Origin of the sequence: Polaribacter sp. KT 15, assembly GCF_900143115.1 — a bacterium.
GTDB classification, from domain to species: Bacteria; Bacteroidota; Bacteroidia; order Flavobacteriales; family Flavobacteriaceae; genus Polaribacter; species Polaribacter marinaquae.
Map to the genome: position 1 here is coordinate 2297377 of NZ_LT670850.1, position 18835 is coordinate 2316211.

17 protein-coding genes and 1 tRNA gene are annotated in these 18835 nt (G+C 30.8%); 5 read left to right on the forward strand and 13 right to left on the reverse strand.

All coding sequences use genetic code 11. The features are described from left to right. Nucleotides 1-2: 2 nt before the first annotated feature. From B5464_RS10350 to B5464_RS10365, 4 genes are read right to left on the reverse strand one after another with little or no spacing between them, the layout of a single operon-like run. Nucleotides 3-1424, reverse strand: a complete 1422-nt coding sequence (locus B5464_RS10350; RefSeq protein WP_079738297.1) for an SDR family oxidoreductase — start codon at nucleotides 1422-1424, stop codon at nucleotides 3-5. A gap of 6 nt (nucleotides 1425-1430) precedes the next feature. Continuing rightward, a complete protein-coding gene (locus B5464_RS10355; protein ID WP_079738298.1) occupies nucleotides 1431-2048 on the reverse strand; it encodes a flavin reductase family protein in 618 nt (205 codons plus the stop codon). Further along, on the reverse strand, nucleotides 2048-3352 hold the full coding sequence (locus tag B5464_RS10360) for an AarF/ABC1/UbiB kinase family protein (protein WP_079738299.1): 1305 nt from the start codon (nucleotides 3350-3352) through the stop codon (nucleotides 2048-2050). The genes B5464_RS10355 and B5464_RS10360 overlap by 1 nt, the downstream gene beginning before the upstream one ends. 5 nt (nucleotides 3353-3357) lie before the next feature. Continuing rightward, a complete protein-coding gene (locus tag B5464_RS10365) occupies nucleotides 3358-4011 on the reverse strand; it encodes a TetR family transcriptional regulator C-terminal domain-containing protein (protein ID WP_079738300.1) in 654 nt (217 codons plus the stop codon). Nucleotides 4012-4248: 237 nt separating this feature from the next. On the opposite strand from B5464_RS10365, the gene B5464_RS10370 reads away from it, so the two are divergent. Next, nucleotides 4249-5343: a formylglycine-generating enzyme family protein gene (locus B5464_RS10370; protein ID WP_079738301.1), complete on the forward strand. Its 1095-nt coding sequence runs from the start codon at nucleotides 4249-4251 to the stop codon at nucleotides 5341-5343. Nucleotides 5344-5379: 36 nt separating this feature from the next. On the opposite strand, the gene B5464_RS10375 is transcribed toward B5464_RS10370, so the two are convergent. Next, nucleotides 5380-5454, reverse strand: a tRNA-Pro gene (locus B5464_RS10375). A gap of 192 nt (nucleotides 5455-5646) precedes the next feature. Between B5464_RS10375 and trxB the strand changes: the two genes are divergently transcribed. Then, nucleotides 5647-6594, forward strand: coding sequence for a thioredoxin-disulfide reductase (trxB, locus tag B5464_RS10380; RefSeq protein ID WP_079738302.1), 948 nt, complete (start codon nucleotides 5647-5649; stop codon nucleotides 6592-6594). Nucleotides 6595-6672: 78 nt separating this feature from the next. On the opposite strand, the gene B5464_RS10385 is transcribed toward trxB, so the two are convergent. The 8 genes from B5464_RS10385 to B5464_RS10420 all read right to left on the reverse strand — a co-directional run bounded on the left by B5464_RS10385 (nucleotide 6673) and on the right by B5464_RS10420 (nucleotide 15464). Then, on the reverse strand, nucleotides 6673-7119 hold the full coding sequence (locus B5464_RS10385) for a KTSC domain-containing protein (RefSeq protein ID WP_077808657.1): 447 nt from the start codon (nucleotides 7117-7119) through the stop codon (nucleotides 6673-6675). A gap of 65 nt (nucleotides 7120-7184) precedes the next feature. After that, entirely contained in the window at nucleotides 7185-7574 is a 390-nt protein-coding gene (locus B5464_RS10390) for a hypothetical protein (protein ID WP_079738303.1), read from the reverse strand. Beyond that, nucleotides 7567-8535, reverse strand: coding sequence for a M20/M25/M40 family metallo-hydrolase (locus tag B5464_RS10395; protein ID WP_079738304.1), 969 nt, complete (start codon nucleotides 8533-8535; stop codon nucleotides 7567-7569). The genes B5464_RS10390 and B5464_RS10395 overlap by 8 nt, the downstream gene beginning before the upstream one ends. Before the next feature lie 25 nt (nucleotides 8536-8560). After that, the gene (locus B5464_RS10400) at nucleotides 8561-9430 is read right to left on the reverse strand and encodes a septum formation inhibitor Maf (RefSeq protein ID WP_079738305.1); all 870 of its coding nucleotides are present in this window, start codon (nucleotides 9428-9430) and stop codon (nucleotides 8561-8563) included. Between the two features lie 143 nt (nucleotides 9431-9573). After that, complete coding sequence (locus B5464_RS10405) at nucleotides 9574-11370, reverse strand: acyl-CoA dehydrogenase family protein (protein ID WP_079738306.1); 1797 nt, start codon at nucleotides 11368-11370, stop codon at nucleotides 9574-9576. 23 nt (nucleotides 11371-11393) lie between these two features. After that, entirely contained in the window at nucleotides 11394-12584 is a 1191-nt protein-coding gene (locus B5464_RS10410) for an acetyl-CoA C-acyltransferase (protein WP_079738307.1), read from the reverse strand. Nucleotides 12585-12590: 6 nt separating this feature from the next. Beyond that, nucleotides 12591-14993: a 3-hydroxyacyl-CoA dehydrogenase/enoyl-CoA hydratase family protein gene (locus B5464_RS10415; RefSeq protein WP_079738308.1), complete on the reverse strand. Its 2403-nt coding sequence runs from the start codon at nucleotides 14991-14993 to the stop codon at nucleotides 12591-12593. A 12-nt stretch (nucleotides 14994-15005) separates the two neighbouring features. After that, entirely contained in the window at nucleotides 15006-15464 is a 459-nt protein-coding gene (locus tag B5464_RS10420) for a MarR family winged helix-turn-helix transcriptional regulator (protein WP_077808663.1), read from the reverse strand. A 178-nt stretch (nucleotides 15465-15642) separates the two neighbouring features. Here B5464_RS10420 and B5464_RS10425 point away from each other — a divergent pair, with 178 nt between their 5' ends. The 3 genes from B5464_RS10425 to B5464_RS10435 are packed head-to-tail and all read left to right on the forward strand — an operon-like array spanning nucleotide 15643 to nucleotide 18766. Further along, nucleotides 15643-16572: an ABC transporter ATP-binding protein gene (locus B5464_RS10425; protein ID WP_079738309.1), complete on the forward strand. Its 930-nt coding sequence runs from the start codon at nucleotides 15643-15645 to the stop codon at nucleotides 16570-16572. Nucleotides 16573-16576: 4 nt separating this feature from the next. Further along, complete coding sequence (locus tag B5464_RS10430; protein WP_079738310.1) at nucleotides 16577-17902, forward strand: ABC transporter permease; 1326 nt, start codon at nucleotides 16577-16579, stop codon at nucleotides 17900-17902. Further along, complete coding sequence (locus B5464_RS10435; protein WP_079738311.1) at nucleotides 17903-18766, forward strand: mechanosensitive ion channel family protein; 864 nt, start codon at nucleotides 17903-17905, stop codon at nucleotides 18764-18766. It begins immediately after the preceding gene. Nucleotides 18767-18835 lie beyond the last annotated feature (69 nt).

Below are 18835 nucleotides of genomic sequence, written 5' to 3' on the forward strand. Positions count from 1 at the left end.
AATTATTTATTAATATTTTGTATCATTCCATTAAAAACAAACCAGTGAAAAGGCATTACAGAATACCAATACAATCTACCAGCTAAACCATGCGGTCTAAATGTTGCGGTTTGGTAAATGTGCCCATCTTCAATTTTAAATTCTAACCAAGCTTCACCGGGTAAAATCATTTCTGCATACAACAGAAGTTTTCCTTTTTCTTTATCCGCGTAAATAACACGCCAAAAGTCTAATGCATCACCAGCATTTAATTCTGTAGGATGCCTTCTGCCTCGTCTTAAGCCCGCGCCTCCAAAAAGTTGATCTATAAAACCTCTAATTTTCCATAGAAATGTGCCATAATACCAACCAGTTTCTCCACCTATAGCCCAGATTCTGTCAAGCGCTCTTTTCTTATTTTTAACTTTTCTCTTTTTAAAATCTTTAAAACATCCATATTCTGGAACATTTATAAATTCATGTACAAAATTTTTTAATTTACCGCTACTTACGTAAGAATCTTTCCAACTAGAAATAATACTATTTTGTTCTATCTTTTTAAAAGCCAACTTTACAGCTTCTTTATAAGACATTGGTTTAACATTTAACAGATTGTTGATGTTACTTTTTTTACCAATAACTTCTACACCCATCGAGTTTACAAGAGAACTAGCCAATTTATAAGACGTTGAGGTGACAAAATACAACCAATAAGAAGACAGTTTTGGCGTCATAACAGGTACAGTTAAAATGTACCTTTTTAACTTTCTTACTTCTGCAAATTGCAATAACATTTCTTTGTACGTTAAAACTTCTGGGCCAAAAATATCGTGCGATGTGTTAAATAATTCTTTCTTATTTAAAGCTTTGTGTAAAAAAGATAAAACATCTCTAATAGCTAAAGGTTGTGTCTTTGTATTTAGCCATTTAGGCGCAATCATAGCAGGTAATTTTTCTACAATATCTCTAATAATTTCAAAAGAAGAACTACCAGAACCTACAATAATACCTGCTTTAAAAGTTGTTAACGCATACGTATCTGAAGCCAATGCGTTTTCTACATTTTTTCTAGATAATAAGTGCTTCGAAAGGTTTGTGTCGTTTGTAATTCCGCTTAAATAAATTACTTGTTGTAATTTAGATTTTTCTGCAAAGCGTTTAAAGTTGAATGCGCATTTTTCTTCTAAAGTATGAAATTCTTTAGCTGAATTAGACATAGAATGAATTAAATAGTAGGCAATATCTATATCTTTAGGAATTGCCTCTAACGTATGTCCGTTTAAAAAATCGGCTTCAATTAATTCAATATTTTTTTGATTTTTGTAATAATTTTGAGCTCTTTTTTTATCTCGTACAGGGCAAACTATGGTGTGACCGTCGTTAATTAATAACGGTATTAATCTTTTACCAATATAACCCGTTGCACCTGTAACAAGAATTTTCATACGCCTTTATTTTTTTGGTCTTTGGTAACTTAATTGTTTTTTAAATTTTGGTATGGCATAACTGTCTAAACCATTAATAGTAGCAACGTTACCTAGAGATAAATTTACCAAACCGTCTTCTTGTAAAAGAGTGTCTTTTACATAAAGCTCTTCAATTTGTGCTACAATAAGCATAACGTCGTTAGAAGAAACATATACTTCTTCAACAAATTTCATACACATTTGTACAGGAGAGTTTTTTACAAAAGGAGCGCTATGATTTCCTTTGAATTCTTCTTCCAAATCTGTTTTATCAAATTCTGATACATTTTCTGGATACTTGGCAGAGGTATGATGCGCATCCTCTATAATGTCTTCATAAATATGATTTATTGTGAAATATCCGTTATCTTTTATGTTTTTGTACGTATTTCTAGGCACTGTTGTAGGTCTTAAAATAAAACCTAATGTTGGCGGATTAGAACCTAAATGTGTTACAGAACTAAAAACAGCTACATTACTAACACCTTCCTTAGAAATTGAACCTAATAAGTTGGCAGACTTAAAACCAGAACAACTATTTATTAAATTAATTTTATAAATTTTTTCTAGGGATTGTATGTCTTCAAAATTGAAAAATGCCATTATAAATTTTTAAAATTATTTATTTTGATATTGGTCGCTTTTAAATCATGCATTAAATTGTACAAACCAAAAAATGTTCTGTTGATGTATATAAAGTGTTTAGAGCCTCTGTTACCATTCATGTTCTTTAACTCAGTGCTTTTTGCGTATTTTTGTCCTAGATCAGATATCTTTCCAAAGAAATTTTCATCAGAGAAGTCAAAGTTTTCTTCATGAAAAGGTTGTGTAAATAAACTTAACATTTCATGAAACATCGCTCTAAAGAAATCTAGTTCTTCTATAGAATCGTCTTTTCTTAATATTTCTAATTCAAATAATTTTTCTTCAAAATAAAGAGGATTCGAAATATTTTCTTTTTTTGCCAATTCAAAATAAGGAACATAAAAATCATTTGGTATTGTTTTCATACAACCAAAATCAATTACAATTAGTTCATTTTCCGGAGAGATTAAAAAGTTTCCTGGATGTGGATCTGCATGTACTTTTTTTAATTTATGAATTTGAAACATATAAAAGTCCCAAAGTGCTTGTCCAATTTTTGTTGCTGTTTCTGCATCGTTTGTAGAAAATTCTGATAAATGCACACCATTCATCCAATCCATTGTAATAATTCTATCCGAAGATAAATCTGCATAATATTCTGGAAAGTTAAGATTTGGTATGTGTTTACAAGCGGCAACAATTTCTTTACTTTGTGCTACTTCTAAAACGTAATTGGTTTCTTCTACCAATTTGTTTTCTACTTCTTTAAAATATTTATCAGAATCTTTACCTCTAATATTAAACATTTTGATGGCGATTGGTTTTACCAGAGATAAATCTGAAGCAATACTATCTGCAACACCCGGATATTGAATTTTTACAGCTAATTTTTTACCATTTTTTTCTGCTTTGTGCACTTGCCCAATACTAGCTGCGTTTATAGACACAGCATCAAATTTGTCATAAATTTCATTCGGATTTTTACCAAAATAACGTTTAAAAGTCTTTGTAACTAGTGCTGGTGAAAGTGGTGGAACAGAAAATTGTGATAAAGAAAATTTTTCTACATAAGCTTGTGGCAAAATACTTTTTTCCATGCTTAACATTTGCGCTACTTTTAGTGCACTTCCTTTTAATTGTTTTAAGCCATCATAAATATCTTCTGCATTGTTTTCGTTTAACTTTGCTTTTGCTTCTCCTTCTGATTTTGTGATTTTATCACCATAATACTTTAAATAATTAACTCCGATTTTAGCACCTGTAGTAACTAATTTAGAAGCTCTTTGAATTTTTGAAGTAGGTATAGAGTCTATTGTTTTCATAGGTATTAATTAAAGTTAATTTTTTCTTTAAGTATAAATTTCCCAAAATCGATAATGCTTTTTAGTGGTTTTACATCAATTAAATCAAATCTGGCATTAATAGATTTTTCAATAAATATATCCGTCTTTTCAAAAGAAGGAGAGGTGTCGTCTAACCAAAATTTCATGGTTACAATTAACTGCAACCAAGAAGATTCTTGTATAGTTTTACTTTGTATTTTTTCTAGCTTTTCTTGCTTTAGATCAATTTTTTCGATACCAATATTGCTAACAAAAATTTTATAATCTTCACGTAACTGCTTTAGGTATTTTAAACTTTTTAAGTCGTTGTTTTCTTTTAATGCATAAACAACGTAGCTTCTATTTGCGGTTAAGATTTCAAAAAAGGTAAAATAAAAACTTAACAATTTATTTCTAGCGTCGTAAGTAGGGTAGTCTTCACTTTTTGCTAAAATTTTTATGGTGTGGTTAAAAAATTCGCTAAAAATAGATTCTTTAATAGCTTCAAAAGAACCGTAGAATTTATAAAAATCTGCTTCTTCGAAGTTGTTTTCTTTAGCAAAACTAAAAACAGTTTTAGGGTCATGGTTATTTTCTAGTACAAACTCCATGTACCAAGAAATTAAATTGTCTTTTGTGATGTTTTTCTTACGAGCCATAATTGATTAAATTTTATGTAAAGATACGAATGTTTAACGATATTTCAATTTAGTTAAACAATAATATTTTGTTAATACTATTTTTTATAGTTTTGAAAATAGAGTAATACCTAGGTTTATAATTTTTAAGAATTAGTTTGTAGTGTTTTTCCTTTAAAAACATATATTTACAATAGATATTTCTAAACTAAAAGATACGAAATTATTTAACCATAAACTATAAAATTATATTATTAAATGATTATCAATAAATACTTAACTGTTTCTTTAGCAGTGTTTAGTTTTCTTTTTTTTACTGGTTGTAACCAAAAGAAAGAGCAAAATAAAACCTCTATCGATAATTCATTATCCGTAAAAAAAAGGAAGTCTGTTATGCCAAAGGGAATGGTTTGGGTCGACTCAAAAACATTTTTGATGGGCGCTAAAGAAGGTGACCAATTTGCAATGATGAGAGAAAAACCGGCCCACGAAGTATATGTAGACGGATTTTATATTGATAAAAATGAAGTCACAAACCTTCAGTTTAGAAAATTTGTAGAAGCTACGAACTATATTACCACTGCAGAAAAGCCTATTGATTGGGATGAAATTAAAAAGGATTTACCACCAAACACTCCAAAGCCTGCCGATTCTATTTTACAACCAGGAAGTTTAATTTTTAATAAAAACGCAGGTAAAATTGTTTCTATGAATAATTATCAGCAATGGTGGAGTTGGAAAATTGGTGCAAATTGGAAACATCCAGAAGGACCAGGAAGCTCTATAGAAGGTAAAGACAATTATCCTGTTGTGCATGTGAGTTATAGTGATGCATTAGCATATTGTAAATGGGCAAACAGAAGATTGCCAACAGAAGCAGAATGGGAAGCTGCTGCGCAAGGTTTAAATAATGACAATATTTTTGTTTGGGGTAATAATAAGGAGGCTTTAAACAACAACGCTAATACTTGGCAAGGAACTTTTCCTACAGAAAATAACTCGGTAGACGGTTTTGAATACATTTCTCCTGTAAGTTCTTATCCTGCTAATGATATTGGTTTGTATGATATGGCAGGTAATGTTTGGGAAATGACTTCAGACTTGTTTAATGTAAGTTACTATAAATCTTTAAACAAAGGTGAAGTTTTAAACAATCCAAAAGGAGCTGAAAAATCATATTCACCGTCAAATCCTTATCAATTAGAATATGTTATGAAAGGTGGATCATTTTTATGTCACGAATCATACTGCGCAAGTTTTAGAATATCAGCAAGAATGGGAATGGAACCAAGTTCTAGCTCAGATCACATTGGTTTTAGAACAGTAGTTACCAAAGAAATGTTAGAAAAATAAAAAAGCTTAAAAATCTTCTGATTTTTAAGCTTTTTGTCGGGGTGGCAGGATTCGAACCTGCGACCTCCTCGTCCCAAACGAGGCGCGATGACCGGGCTACGCTACACCCCGAAAATGATTTCTCATTTAAGGATTGCAAATATAGAATAATATTTAGAAACTAAAACCTTTTTTATTAAAATATTGATGATTTTTAAAGAATTAAAATTAATTATATTTTCATTATTAAAATTTATAAACATTCGTTCTTATAACTTGTAAAAAGGTATATTTTTACATAACAAAATTCGATACAAATTTATTATGTCAGATACAGTAGAAAAAATAAAATGTTTAATTATAGGTTCTGGTCCTGCGGGTTATACTGCAGCAATTTATGCAGCAAGAGCAGATATGAAACCTGTAATGTATACAGGAATGCAAATGGGCGGACAGTTAACAACAACAACAGAGGTTGATAATTTTCCGGGCTATGCAGATGGTACAGATGGTACTGCAATGATGGAGGATTTGAAAAAACAATCTGAACGATTTGGTACAGAGGTTCGTTTCGGTCTTGTAACTAAAGTAGATTTGAGTGACAAAGTTGGTGGTATTCACAAAGTTATTGTTGATGAAACCAAAGAAATTGAAGCAGAGACAATAATTATCTCTACAGGAGCAACAGCAAAATATTTAGGTTTAGAAAGTGAACAACGTTTGATTGGTGGAGGTGTTTCTGCATGTGCTACTTGCGACGGATTCTTTTATAAAGGACAAGATGTTGTTGTTGTTGGGGCAGGAGATACAGCAGCAGAAGAAGCTACTTATTTAGCCAATATATGTAACAAAGTAACTTTGTTAGTGCGTAAAGATTACATGAGAGCATCAAAAGCAATGCAACATAGAGTAAATAAAACTGCAAATATCGAGGTTTTATTTAATACTGAAATCGATGAGGTTTTAGGAGATAATGTTGTTGAAGGTGTTAGGGCAATAAACAATCAAACTAAAGAAACTCATGATATTTCTGTAACTGGTGTTTTTATTGCAATTGGACACAAGCCAAATTCAGATTTATTTAAAGGTGTTTTAGATATGGATGAAACAGGTTATTTAATTACCAAAGGAAAATCTTCAAAAACAAATTTACCAGGAGTTTTTGCAGCCGGAGATATTCAAGATAAAGAATATAGACAAGCTGTTACTGCAGCAGGTTCTGGTTGTATGGCAGCCTTAGATGCAGAGCGTTATTTAAGTGCTTTAGAATGATAAATTTATTTTTAATGCAATAAAAAAGAGATTACTGTTAAAGTAATCTCTTTTTTTATATGTGAAATAAAATCTTATTTAAACTGTCGCAGAAGCTTTCATAGATTTTCTGTAAGTAAATTTGTTAAAGATATTTCTTCTACCAAAATTATTCATAGATTTTGCATTTATAAATTTTCCAAATAGAACTTTACTAACACCAAAATATTCGTACTTATTACCATCTGTAAAAGTAACTTCTAATAACATACTTTTATGATGCCAATCTGCTACTTGAAATTCTGTAATTGTTTTTTTATAAGCATCTAAGTTAGCAGCTTTAGTTTCTGGAGCAATACTTACCAAGAAGTGATATCCATCGATAATTTGGGTACTCTTAATTTCTGCCTCTTCTTTATCTGCTTCATCTTGAAATTTATCTGGATGCCACTCTTTAACCAATCCTCTATAAGATTTTTTTAATTCTTTTAAATCTATAGGACCTTCAACTTTAAAAAGTTTTTTATATTCTTTAATACGTTTCATTACTTTGTTTTCAAATTGCGTGCAAAAGTATTGATAAAAAAGAGATTAGCTATTTTAAAATTACTTTATTTTAATAATTTTGCAAATACGTAAGAAAAAAAGACGAAAAATAAGATATCGTTTATGCCATAAATAGCATAAAAAATGCCTGCCATTTTATCTTCTTCAAAGATAGGAGTTACATTATTAGATAATCTCCATTGAATCCAGATGATGCTGTAAATTAGTTTTTCAATTGCAAAAACGGCAATTAACCATTTTACTTTGTAATAGTTTTTAGAAACTGATAGATAAGCAAACCCCCAAACTATAATCATTAATAAACCAAAATTAGACATTACTGTAGTGTCGTATTTGTTTATTGTTTCATTTGTAAAAAGTCTAGATAAAATTAAAACTGCGACAATATTTGTACATCCAGCAAGTATAAATCCCTTTTTTATGAAATTATTCATAGGTTAAATTGGTGTCAAAATTTTCGATAGATTTTACAATTAGTTTAACTGCTTCCACGTAAAATTCTGTATTAATGTTTTCGAATGTATCTGTAGCTTTATGGTAATCTTTATGGTCTTCTACACCAAAATAAATAAACGGAATTTTTTCTTTATGAAAAACTCTGTGATCCGAAGAATAGGTCCAATTATCTAATTCTTTATCATCAGGATTGTCATGACCAAAAAGTAAATTAATTGGTGATTTTATATTTTCTAAACTGGTTCTAAGTTTAGGATAATGGTGTAAACCGGCAGCATAAAGTTGTAAAGAATCATTATGGGCAATCATATCCATATTAATATTTAGTACAATTTTATTCTTCTGTTTGTAATTTTTAAGCCAATAATCTGCACCTAAAGAACCAATTTCTTCAGCATCTACTGCTGCAAAAACTAATGTATGTTTTGGTTTGTTTTTTTTAAAATAATCTGCAATTGCAAATAAAGCTGCAGTACCAGAAGCATCATCATCTGCACCATTATAAATTTTACCATTTTTAATGCCTAAATGATCTAAATGACCGGTTATAACAATGGTTTTATCGATGCTTCCAGTAATTTTACCTATTACATTCCCGCCAAATACAGTTGTATCTTTTATTTTAGATGCATCTGAATCTGCATTTTCAACTGGAAACATTCTTTGTCTTCTTTTGCCAGAAAAAGTGTAAGGAAATTTATGAATGTAATTAGACGATTCTTCAGTTTCTAAACCAATTTCTTTAAATTTAGTTGCGATGTACTCTTGCGCTTTATAATTTCCGGGTTTAGAAAAACCTCTACCTTCTAAATCATCACTAGATAAATACTTTATTCCATCAATCAATAGTTTTTTGTTTATTGATTTTTCTTTTTCAGATTGATCACAACTTAGAGTTATTACTGATAAGGCAATTAGAAGAAGGTTGTTTATTTTCATTATTTTATAAGTTTAATTGATAGAATTACAAACCTAAAGCTTTTCTTTCTTCTATGTTTCCTTTTTTGTTTTTACGCCAATAAGGTGAAAGAATTGTTTTAATCTTTGTTGCTGTTGTTGTGTATTTTGTGTTATTTATTGTTGAAACTTCTTCCCAAGATTCTATAGTATAAGGAAAATCTTTTGTCAATTTAATGGCTAGTTTTCTTTTTAATGTTGGATAAAAAATAGAAAAATATAGAAATCCTTTAATTTCTTTTAAAGCAGTTTCTGCATCATAGGCCATAATTCGTTTATGATTTAAAGCCAGATATTCGAAAGACGGAATAATTTTCATGCGACCAATTGCAATGTTTTTAGGGTTTAACCTTAATCGATTCCATAATTCATTTTCTAAAATATCTTTTTTTAATCCTAATTGTCTATCAGAATTATTTTCAAAATATGAATGAAAATCAATTTCAAATTTTTCTCGATTATTTAATTGCATAAATGTGTTTCCGCACCATTCTTGTGATGAAAAAGAAATTTTTATTGTCTCTTTATTGCTATTGATAGGAGAGAAGGTACTTGTCATTAAAGAATAAGGGTATATGCCAGTAACAAATTTTTTTATGCTATTTAATTTTAATACAGGTATTGTAGATTTACTCTTAGCATCTGCTTTTACTTGTTTTTCTGGTAAAAAGTCTTCTGTTACATAAATATTTACCGCAGTACCTTCGTATATTTCGCCGTAACGAGATTGCTTTAATGTATATGATGTTATTTCTGCTTTGCCTTGATACCAATAATCGTTAAAATTTAATTTTTGATTTTGGGCTTGAACTTTATTCTTATCTGAAGTACAAAAAATAAAAAGTATGCTAGTTATTAAAGAGACAGAGATTTTCATGACAAGTTTCATCGGTAATAATTTATCAACTAAGTTACAATTATTACTTGTATAAAAAAAGACCATCCTTTAACAGATGGTCTCTCAAACAAACAACTAAATTCAAAAACCTTGGATAAGTTTAAGAAAATTTTATAAATATTTTAGAAGCAGTATTTATTTTCTGCTTTCACTTTTTCTGCGATTTCGTTACGTAAATCTACAATATCTGGATAGTTTGTATATTTAGTAAAACGCTTTAATCCCATTAACATCATACGCTGCTCATCACCTTCAGCAAAAGAAATAATACTTTCTTTACCTTTTTCTTCGATAATGTCTACTGCGTGATATAAATATAATTTAGACATCGCAATTTGAACAGATTGAGAATCTTCGCCAAAACGTTTCGCGTTTTTCTCTGTTCTTAAAATTGCAGATTCTGCCATATAAATTTCAATTAATATGTCTGAAGCAGCAATTAATAACTGTTGATGAGACTCAATTTCTTGCCCATATTTTTGAAGTGCTGCACCAGCAACCATTAAAAATGTTTTCTTTAATTTGGCAATCATGTGTTTTTCTTCTGAAAATAACTCAGAATAATCTGGAGTTTCAAAAGAAGGAATTCCCATTAAACTATTAGCTACTTCTGTTGCAGGTCCTAATAAATCTACATGACCTTTCATTGCTTTTTTGATAAGCATTCCAACAGAAAGCATTCTGTTAATTTCGTTTGTACCTTCGTAAATTCTAGCAATTCTAGCATCTCTCCAAGCAGATTCCATAGGAGTTTCTTCAGAGAATCCCATTCCACCAAAAATTTGAATACCTTCATCTGCACAACTTTGTACATCTTCTGATACAGCAACTTTTAAGATTGAACATTCTATTGCATATTCTTCTACACCTTTAAGTTCTGCTTCTTGGTGAGTATTACCAGCAGCAACTCTTAATGCGATTCTATCTTCGATGTCTTTAGCTGCTCTATAAGAAGCAGATTCACCAACGTAAGCATTTGTAGACATTTCTGCCAATTTTACCTTAATTGCACCAAAATCTGCAATAGGAGTTTTAAACTGCTTACGTTCTGTTGCGTATTGTGTTGCATACGTAATAACTCTTCTTTGAGAATCTAAACATGCTGCAGCCAATTTAATACGACCAACATTTAAAGCATTCATGGCAATTTTAAAACCTTCACCACGACCTGCTAACATATTTTCTACTGGTACTATTGTATCGTTAAAAAATACTTGACGAGTTGAACTTGCACGAATACCTAATTTGTGTTCTTCTTCACCTAAAGTAATTCCGTTTGCATTTTCTGGATCATATTCTACTATAAAACCAGTAATATTTTTATCATTTTCTATACGAGCAAAAACAATCATTAAACTACAAAAACCTGCGTTCGAAATCCACATTTTTTGTCCGTTAATTTTGTAAGATTTTCCATCTTCCGAAAGTTCTGCTGTAGTTTTTCCTGAGTTTGCATCAGAACCAGCACCCGGTTCTGTTAAACAATAAGCACCAAACCATTCTCCGGTAGCTAATTTAGGTACATATTTTTCTTTCTGTTCTTGTGTACCATATAAAGTAATTGGCATTGTACCAATACCTGTGTGTGCACCAAAAGCTGTACTAAAAGATCCTGTTCCAGATGAAATATAATCACAAGTTAACATTGTAGATACAAATCCCATACCTAAACCACCAAATTCTTCTGGCACTGCAACACCTAAAAATCCTAATTCACCAGCTTTACGCATAACTTCTTCTGTTAATGCATAATCTTTAGCTTCGAAACGAGCTTTATGAGGAATGATTTCTCTATCATTAAATTCCATCACAGCTTCTTTCATCATTTGTTGCTCCTCTGTAAAGTCTTCTGGAGTAAATACGTTTTCGCAGTTAGTTTCTTTTACTAAAAACTGTCCGCCTCTTAATAATTCTGACATTTTCTTGTTTGTTTAATTTGTTATTAACTAAGGAATTCGAATACACCAGCAGCACCTTGCCCTGTTCCAACACACATGGTAACCATTCCGTATTTGTTTTTCATATCTCTTTTACGCATTTCATCGAATAATTGTACCGATAATTTTGCGCCTGTACAACCTAAAGGATGCCCTAAAGCGATTGCACCACCATTTACATTAACAATATCTGGGTTTAAGTTTAGCTCTCGCATTACTGCTAAAGATTGTGAAGCAAAAGCTTCATTTAACTCGATTAACTCGATATCATTTTGCTGTAAACCTGCTTGTTTTAATACCTTTGGTATTGCCGCTACAGGACCAATTCCCATTATTCTAGGTTCTACACCAGCAGCAGCATAATTTACCACTCTTGCAATTGGCTCTAAGTTTAATTCTTTAACCATTTCTTCGCTCATTACCATAGCAAATGCAGCACCGTCACTCATTTGAGATGAATTACCAGCAGTAACACTTCCGCCAGCGGCAAAAACAGGTCTTAATTTATTTAATACTGCGGTAGAGGTTCCTTTTCTTGGTCCTTCATCTTTATTTACAGTATATTTTCTAGTTGCTTTTTTACCATTTGCATCTAAATAAGTTTCTTCAACTTCTATTGGAACAATTTGGTCTTGAAAACGATTTTCTGCTTGTGCTCTTAATGCTTTCATGTGAGAATTGTATGCAAATTCATCTTGATCTTCTCTCGAAACTTTAAATTGATTTGCAACTGCTTCTGCAGTGTTTCCCATTCCCCAATAATAATCTGCATGACCATCTTTAATGGTGTCGTAATTTAATTCTGGTTTAAAACCAGTCATTGGTACAGAACTCATACTTTCTGCTCCACCAGCTATAATACAATCTGCCATACCAGCTTGTATTTTTGCAGCAGCCATTGCAATTGTTTCTAATCCAGAAGAACAAAAACGGTTTACTGTAACTCCTGGTACATCAACAGAATTCAATCCTATTAAAGAGATAAAACGAGCCATATTTAATCCTTGCGAACCTTCTGGCATTGCGTTACCAACAATTACATCATCTATACGTTTTACGTCTAAATTTGGTAATTCTTTCATCATGTGTTGGATTGTTTCTGCACCCAACTCGTCTGCACGTTTAAAGCGAAAAACACCTTTTGGAGCCTTTGCAACTGCAGTTCTATATGCTTTTACTATATATGCTGTTTTCATAAAATTTTAGTTTCTTAAAGGTTTACCAGTTTTTAACATTGCCTGAATTCTTTCTAACGTTTTACGTTCTGTACATAACGATAAAAATGCTTCACGCTCTAAGTCTAATAAATACTGTTCTGTAACCAATGTTGGTTCAGATAAATCTCCACCCGCCATAACATAAGCTAACTTATTGGCTATTTTCATATCGTGTTGTGAAATGTAATTAGAATGTTCCATAGAATCTGTTCCTACTAAAAACATACCTAATGCTTGTTTACCTAACACTTTAACATCTTTTCTTGTTGCAGGTTGCGTGTAACCACTTTCTGCCATTAATTTAGCATGTGCTTTGGCAGTAGCAATTTGTCTGTCTTTGTTTACAACAACTACATCTTTACCTTTTTGAAGTAAGCCTAAATCGAAAGCCTCGTGTGCAGAAGTAGATACTTTAGCCATACCAATTGTTAAAAAGTTTTCTTGTAAAACATTTAATTCTACATCTCCTTTGCTAAATGAATCTGAAGCTCTTAAAGCCATTTCTTTAGAACCACCACCACCAGGAATAACACCAACACCAAACTCTACTAATCCCATATAAGTTTCTGCTGCTGCAACAACTTTATCTGCATGTAAAGAGATTTCACAACCACCACCTAATGCCATTCCATGAGGAGCAGAAATTGTTGGAATTGATGAATAACGCATACGCATCATTGTGTCTTGAAAATATTTAATGGCATAATTTAATTCATCATATTCTTGCTCTACAGCCATCATAAAAATCATACCAATATTTGCTCCAACAGAGAAATTCGACGCTTGGTTACCAACTACTAAACCTTGAAAATCTTTTTCAGCTAAGTCGATACCTTTATTAATTCCTGCTAAAACATCTCCACCAATTGTGTTCATTTTAGACTGGAATTCTATATTTAAAATACCGTCACCTATATCTTCGATAACTACTCCAGAATTTTTAAATACTTGATTTGATTTTCTAATGTTATCTAGAATAATAAATGATTCTTGACCAGGTTTTTTAGTTTGAGCTTTAGAAGCAACATCATAAAAATAAGTTGCACCTTCTTTAACAGAGTAAAAAGATTTAGAACCAGCAGCTAACATTTCTGTTACCCATGCAGCAGGTTCATGTCCTTCAGCTTTCATTAATTCGATACCTTTTTCTACCCCAACTGCATCCCAAATTTCGAAAGGTCCGTTTTCCCAACCAAAACCAGCTTTCATTGCATCGTCAATTTTATACAATTCATCAGAAATTTCTGGAATTCTATTTTGAACGTATGCAAACATTGCTGCAAAGTTTTTTCTGTAAAACTCACCCGCTTTATCTTTACCACCAACTAAGATTTTAAATCTGTCGATTGGTTTATCTATTGTTTTTGTTAATTCTAACGTTGCAAATTTTGCTCTTTTTTTAGAACGATACTCCATCGTATCTAAATCTAGCGTTAAGATTTCTTTTTTACCATCAACAACAGCTTTTTTATAGAAACCTTGTCCGGTTTTACTACCCAACCACTTGTTTTCCATCATTGTATTGATGAAATCAGGAAGTTTGAAAAGCTCATGAGCTTCGTCATTAGGGCAGTTTTCGTAAATTCCATTAGCAACATGAACTAAAGTATCTAAACCAACAACATCTACAGTTCTAAAAGTAGCCGATTTAGGCCTACCAATTACTGGTCCTGTTAACTTGTCTACTTCTTCTACTGTTAAGCCTAATTCTTTAACTTGATGAAATAAAGACTGAATTCCGAAAATACCGATTCTGTTACCAATAAAAGCCGGTGTATCTTTAGCTAAAACCGATGTTTTACCTAAAAATTTCTCACCATACATCATTAAGAAATCTGTAACTTCTTGTTTACAATCTGGTCCAGGAACAACTTCAAAAAGTTTTAAATATCTTGGCGGATTAAAAAAGTGTGTTACTGCAAAATGCTTTTGAAAATCTTCACTTCTTCCTTCGTTCATAAACTTGATAGGAATACCAGAAGTATTAGAAGAAATTATTGTACCCGGAGTTCTGTATTTTTCTAATTTTTCGAAAACTATCTTTTTTATATCTAGTCTTTCTACAACAACTTCCATAATCCAATCTACATCTGCAACCTTTGCAATATCATCTTCTAAATTACCAGTAGTAATTCTGTTTGCAAATTTCTGATTGTATATCGGAGACGGTTTTGATTTTAAAGATGCTGTTAATGCATCATTAACCAATCGGTTTCTAACAACTTTGTCTTCTAATGTTAGTCCTTTTGCTTTTTCTTTATCGGTTAATTCTCTTGGAACAATGTCCAATAAAAGAACTTCTACACCAATATTAGCAAAATGACAAGCAATACCACTTCCCATAATTCCGGAACCAATAATTGCTACTTTTTTAATTCTTCTAGTCATTTGTTTGATTTTTTATACTGCTTTATTGTTGATTTCTTTATAAATTTCTTTATCTGCTATTAATTTATTTATGGTAGAGGTCACATTAAAAAAACCTTCTAAGTCTTTTTCTGTAACATTATTTATTACTGTTTCATTAAACTGAATAACATGTCCTTTAGAAATTTTACGCATTTCTTTACCGTATTCTGTTAATTTAATAATTACGCTTCTACCATCGTCTGGGTTTTTTTCTCTGCAAATAGCACCTTTGTCTTCCATGTTTTTTAAAATTCTAGAAAGGCTTGTTGGTTCCATTCCCATTAACGGTCCTAAAGCTGTAGACGGCGTTCCGTTTTGCTTATCAATATTTAATAAAACAAAAGCTGTAGCCATTGTGCTATTATGTGTTAACGCTTGTTCGTTATACAATTTTGCAACGGCTTGCCATGTTGCTCTTAATTGATGATCTATTGATTTATTTTTATTCATTGGTTCAAATATAATAAAATTTATTATGCGTGCATAGTAAATTTCAAAAAAGTTATGCATGCATAGTAAATTTAACATAAAATTAAACTGTAACGTTTTTAGTTGATGTTACACTAATAGTTATAAAATATGTAATTTTGTTAGGCTTTTTACCTAAAATGAAAATCTGCTTTAATCAATGAAGAATTTATTAGAAATAAATAATGTAGTTAAAAGATACGGAGATTATACTGCGTTAAATAATGTTTCACTCGCAATTCCTAAAGGAAGTGTTTACGGTTTGTTAGGACCAAACGGTGCAGGTAAAACGTCTTTAATTAGAATTATAAACCAAATAACAATGGCAGATAGTGGTTCTGTTATCTTAGATGGAGAAAAACTAGCACCGCATCATACAGCTCATATTGGTTATTTGCCAGAAGAACGTGGTTTGTATAAGTCTATGAAGGTTGGAGAGCAAGCTTTGTATTTGGCACAATTAAAAGGTTTAAGTAAGTCTGAAGCGAAAAAAAGATTAAAGTATTGGTTCGAAAAGTTTGATATTTCTGCTTGGTGGAATAAAAAAATAGAAGAACTTTCTAAAGGAATGGCGCAAAAAGTGCAGTTTATTGTTACTGTAATGCACAATCCTAAATTGTTAATTTTTGATGAACCTTTTTCTGGTTTCGATCCTATTAATGCGCAATTAATTGCTAAAGAGATTTTACAATTAAGAGATGAAGGTGCTACAATAATTTTTTCGACTCATAGAATGGAGTCGGTAGAAGAAATGTGCGATGAAATTGCTTTGATAGATAAATCAAACAAAATTTTAGACGGTAAGTTAGATGATATTAAACGTAAGTTTAGAACAAATACGTTTCAAGTTGGTTTAAATACTCAAAATCCTTCAGAAGTAGAAAGAATTTTAAAAGAACACTTTAAAGTGTATCCATCAGATTTTAAATTATTAAACGATAGTTTAACTTTAAACGTAAAAATACCAACAGGTAAAACGGCAAATGAATTGTTATCATTTTTAACAAGTAGAGGAGAAGTACAACATTTTGTAGAGCTTATTCCGAGCGCAAATGATATTTTTATACAAGCAATAAACAAAAATAATTAAGAAGATGTGTAAGTTAAAGTTAATTATACAAAGAGAGTTTATTGCTAAAGTTCGTAATAAATCATTTATAATTATGACTTTTTTGAGTCCGCTAATTATGGTAGGTATGGGTGCATTAGTCTTTTTTCTGATGCAAAAAAATGATGAAAAAATTAAAAAAATAGTTTATGTAGATAATTCTGAGTTTTTTTCGAAAGCAGATTTTAAAAATACAAAAACGATTCATTATTTAGATTACACAGATTTAGGCGTTGAGGAAACAAAAAAGAAGGTAGAAGAAGGTGATTTTTATGGCGCATTGTTAATTCCTAAACAAGATAGTTTAGAGGTTTTAGCAAAATCAATAGAATTCTACTCTAAAGAATCACCAGGAATGTCTGTTATGAATTCTTTAGAAAATAAAATTGAACAAAAAATTAGAAATATAAAACTAACCGATTTTGGTATCGATTTAGATAAAATAGAAGCATCTAAAATCAATACTGATATTAAAATGTTTAATTTTTCTGGAGAGCAATCATCAAAATTAATTAATGGTTTAAAAATTGGTGTTGGTGCAATTGCAGGTTATTTATTAATGATGTTTGTAATGATTTATGGTACTTCTGTAATGAGAAGTGTTATCGAAGAAAAAACAAGTAGAATTATAGAAATAATTGTGTCATCAGTAAAGCCATTTCAATTAATGTTGGGTAAAATTTTAGGTAATGCATCCGCAGGTTTATTACAATTCTTTATCTGGGGAGTTTTATTATTTGTAATTCTTACGGTTGTTTCTTCAATATTTGGTGTAGATGTTGTAGAAATGCAATCAGCAAGAGTACCAGCAGAACAAATGGATGCAGTTAAGCAAGCAACTGAAGGTGATAAAGGGCAAATGGTTGTTCAAGAAATACTAAAATTGCCAATTTTAAAGCTATTTGTGTTGTTTATATTTTATTTTTTAGGAGGATTTATGTTGTATAGTTCTTTGTTTGCGGCTGTTGGTGCAGCAGTAGATAACGAAACAGACACGCAACAATTTATGTTGCCGATAATGTTACCATTAATTTTAGGAGTTTATGTTGGGTTTGCCACAGTAATGAATGATCCGCATGGTTCTATTGCAGTCTTGTTTTCTCATATTCCATTTACAGCACCAATCGTAATGTTAATGAGAGTTCCTTTTGGGGTTTCGTGGTACGAATTATTAATTTCAATGGCTTTATTATTAGTTACATTTGTATTTATGGTTTGGTTAGCAGCAAAAATTTATAGAGTTGGTATTTTAATGTATGGTAAAAAAGCAACTTATAAAGATTTGTATAAGTGGTTAAAATATAAAGGATAAATGCAAGACAGTTTAGAAAAAGTAAAAGAAGCTATAAAAGAAGAAACAACATCTATTTTAGATTATACTTTTAAATTTAGTGATGAAATTAGTATTACTGTGAAAGGACTAATATTTGTTGCAGTAGCGCTTTTGTTAACCGCTTTCGCCTTAAAACTAGTACGCAGATTTGTAACTAGAAAAATGCCAGAAAATGATAAAGTTAAATTTATTAGCGTTTTTAGTTATATAAGATGGCTAGTTTTTTTGGTTATTTTCTTAGTGGCTATGGATACTTCTGGGGTTAATGTTACGGCTGTTTTTGCTGCTTCTGCAGTATTGTTAATTGGTGTTGGTTTGGCTTTGCAAACTTTGTTTCAAGACATTATTTCTGGTATTTTTATTTTGGTTGATAAATCTGTTCATGTAGGCGATATTATAGAGTTAGATGGTAAAGTTGGTAGGGTTCTAGATATTAGATTAAGAACCACAAGAGCTGTAACTATTGATAATAAAGTATTGGTAATACCTAATCATTTATATTTAACAAAAATATTATTTAATTGGACAGAAAACGGAACAGAGACTAGAGAATCCGTTTCTGTTGGTGTTGCCTACGGTAGTGATGTAGAGCTAGTTAAAAAAATATTGATAGATGTTACAAAAGACCACGATAAAATTTTAAAAATACCAGAACCCAAAGTGCTTTTTGCTGATTTTGGAGATAGTTCTTTAAATTTTAAATTGGTTTTTTCTTTAAATAACAGTTTCGAAACAAGATTTGTACAAAGCGATTTAAGGTTTGCGATAGAAAAAGCATTTAGAGAACATAATATTTCTATTCCTTTTCCACAAAGAGATGTTCACTTATATCAAAATCAATAGAAAATTAAACAAGAAAAAGAATTAAAGGTTTAGATATAATTTTGAGTTAAATTTATTTAAATTACGTTT

Coding starts and splice junctions, on each gene's coding strand:
- B5464_RS10350 (WP_079738297.1), bottom strand. CDS start 1,424: ATGAAAATTCTTGTTACAGGTGCAACGGGTTATATTGGTAAAAGATTA.
- B5464_RS10355 (WP_079738298.1), bottom strand. CDS start 2,048: ATGGCATTTTTCAATTTTGAAGACATACAATCCCTAGAAAAAATTTAT.
- B5464_RS10360 (WP_079738299.1), bottom strand. CDS start 3,352: ATGAAAACAATAGACTCTATACCTACTTCAAAAATTCAAAGAGCTTCT.
- B5464_RS10365 (WP_079738300.1), bottom strand. CDS start 4,011: ATGGCTCGTAAGAAAAACATCACAAAAGACAATTTAATTTCTTGGTAC.
- B5464_RS10370 (WP_079738301.1), top strand. CDS start 4,249: ATGATTATCAATAAATACTTAACTGTTTCTTTAGCAGTGTTTAGTTTT.
- trxB (WP_079738302.1), top strand. CDS start 5,647: ATGTCAGATACAGTAGAAAAAATAAAATGTTTAATTATAGGTTCTGGT.
- B5464_RS10385 (WP_077808657.1), bottom strand. CDS start 7,119: ATGAAACGTATTAAAGAATATAAAAAACTTTTTAAAGTTGAAGGTCCT.
- B5464_RS10390 (WP_079738303.1), bottom strand. CDS start 7,574: ATGAATAATTTCATAAAAAAGGGATTTATACTTGCTGGATGTACAAAT.
- B5464_RS10395 (WP_079738304.1), bottom strand. CDS start 8,535: ATGAAAATAAACAACCTTCTTCTAATTGCCTTATCAGTAATAACTCTA.
- B5464_RS10400 (WP_079738305.1), bottom strand. CDS start 9,430: ATGAAAATCTCTGTCTCTTTAATAACTAGCATACTTTTTATTTTTTGT.
- B5464_RS10405 (WP_079738306.1), bottom strand. CDS start 11,370: ATGTCAGAATTATTAAGAGGCGGACAGTTTTTAGTAAAAGAAACTAAC.
- B5464_RS10410 (WP_079738307.1), bottom strand. CDS start 12,584: ATGAAAACAGCATATATAGTAAAAGCATATAGAACTGCAGTTGCAAAG.
- B5464_RS10415 (WP_079738308.1), bottom strand. CDS start 14,993: ATGACTAGAAGAATTAAAAAAGTAGCAATTATTGGTTCCGGAATTATG.
- B5464_RS10420 (WP_077808663.1), bottom strand. CDS start 15,464: ATGAATAAAAATAAATCAATAGATCATCAATTAAGAGCAACATGGCAA.
- B5464_RS10425 (WP_079738309.1), top strand. CDS start 15,643: ATGAAGAATTTATTAGAAATAAATAATGTAGTTAAAAGATACGGAGAT.
- B5464_RS10430 (WP_079738310.1), top strand. CDS start 16,577: ATGTGTAAGTTAAAGTTAATTATACAAAGAGAGTTTATTGCTAAAGTT.
- B5464_RS10435 (WP_079738311.1), top strand. CDS start 17,903: ATGCAAGACAGTTTAGAAAAAGTAAAAGAAGCTATAAAAGAAGAAACA.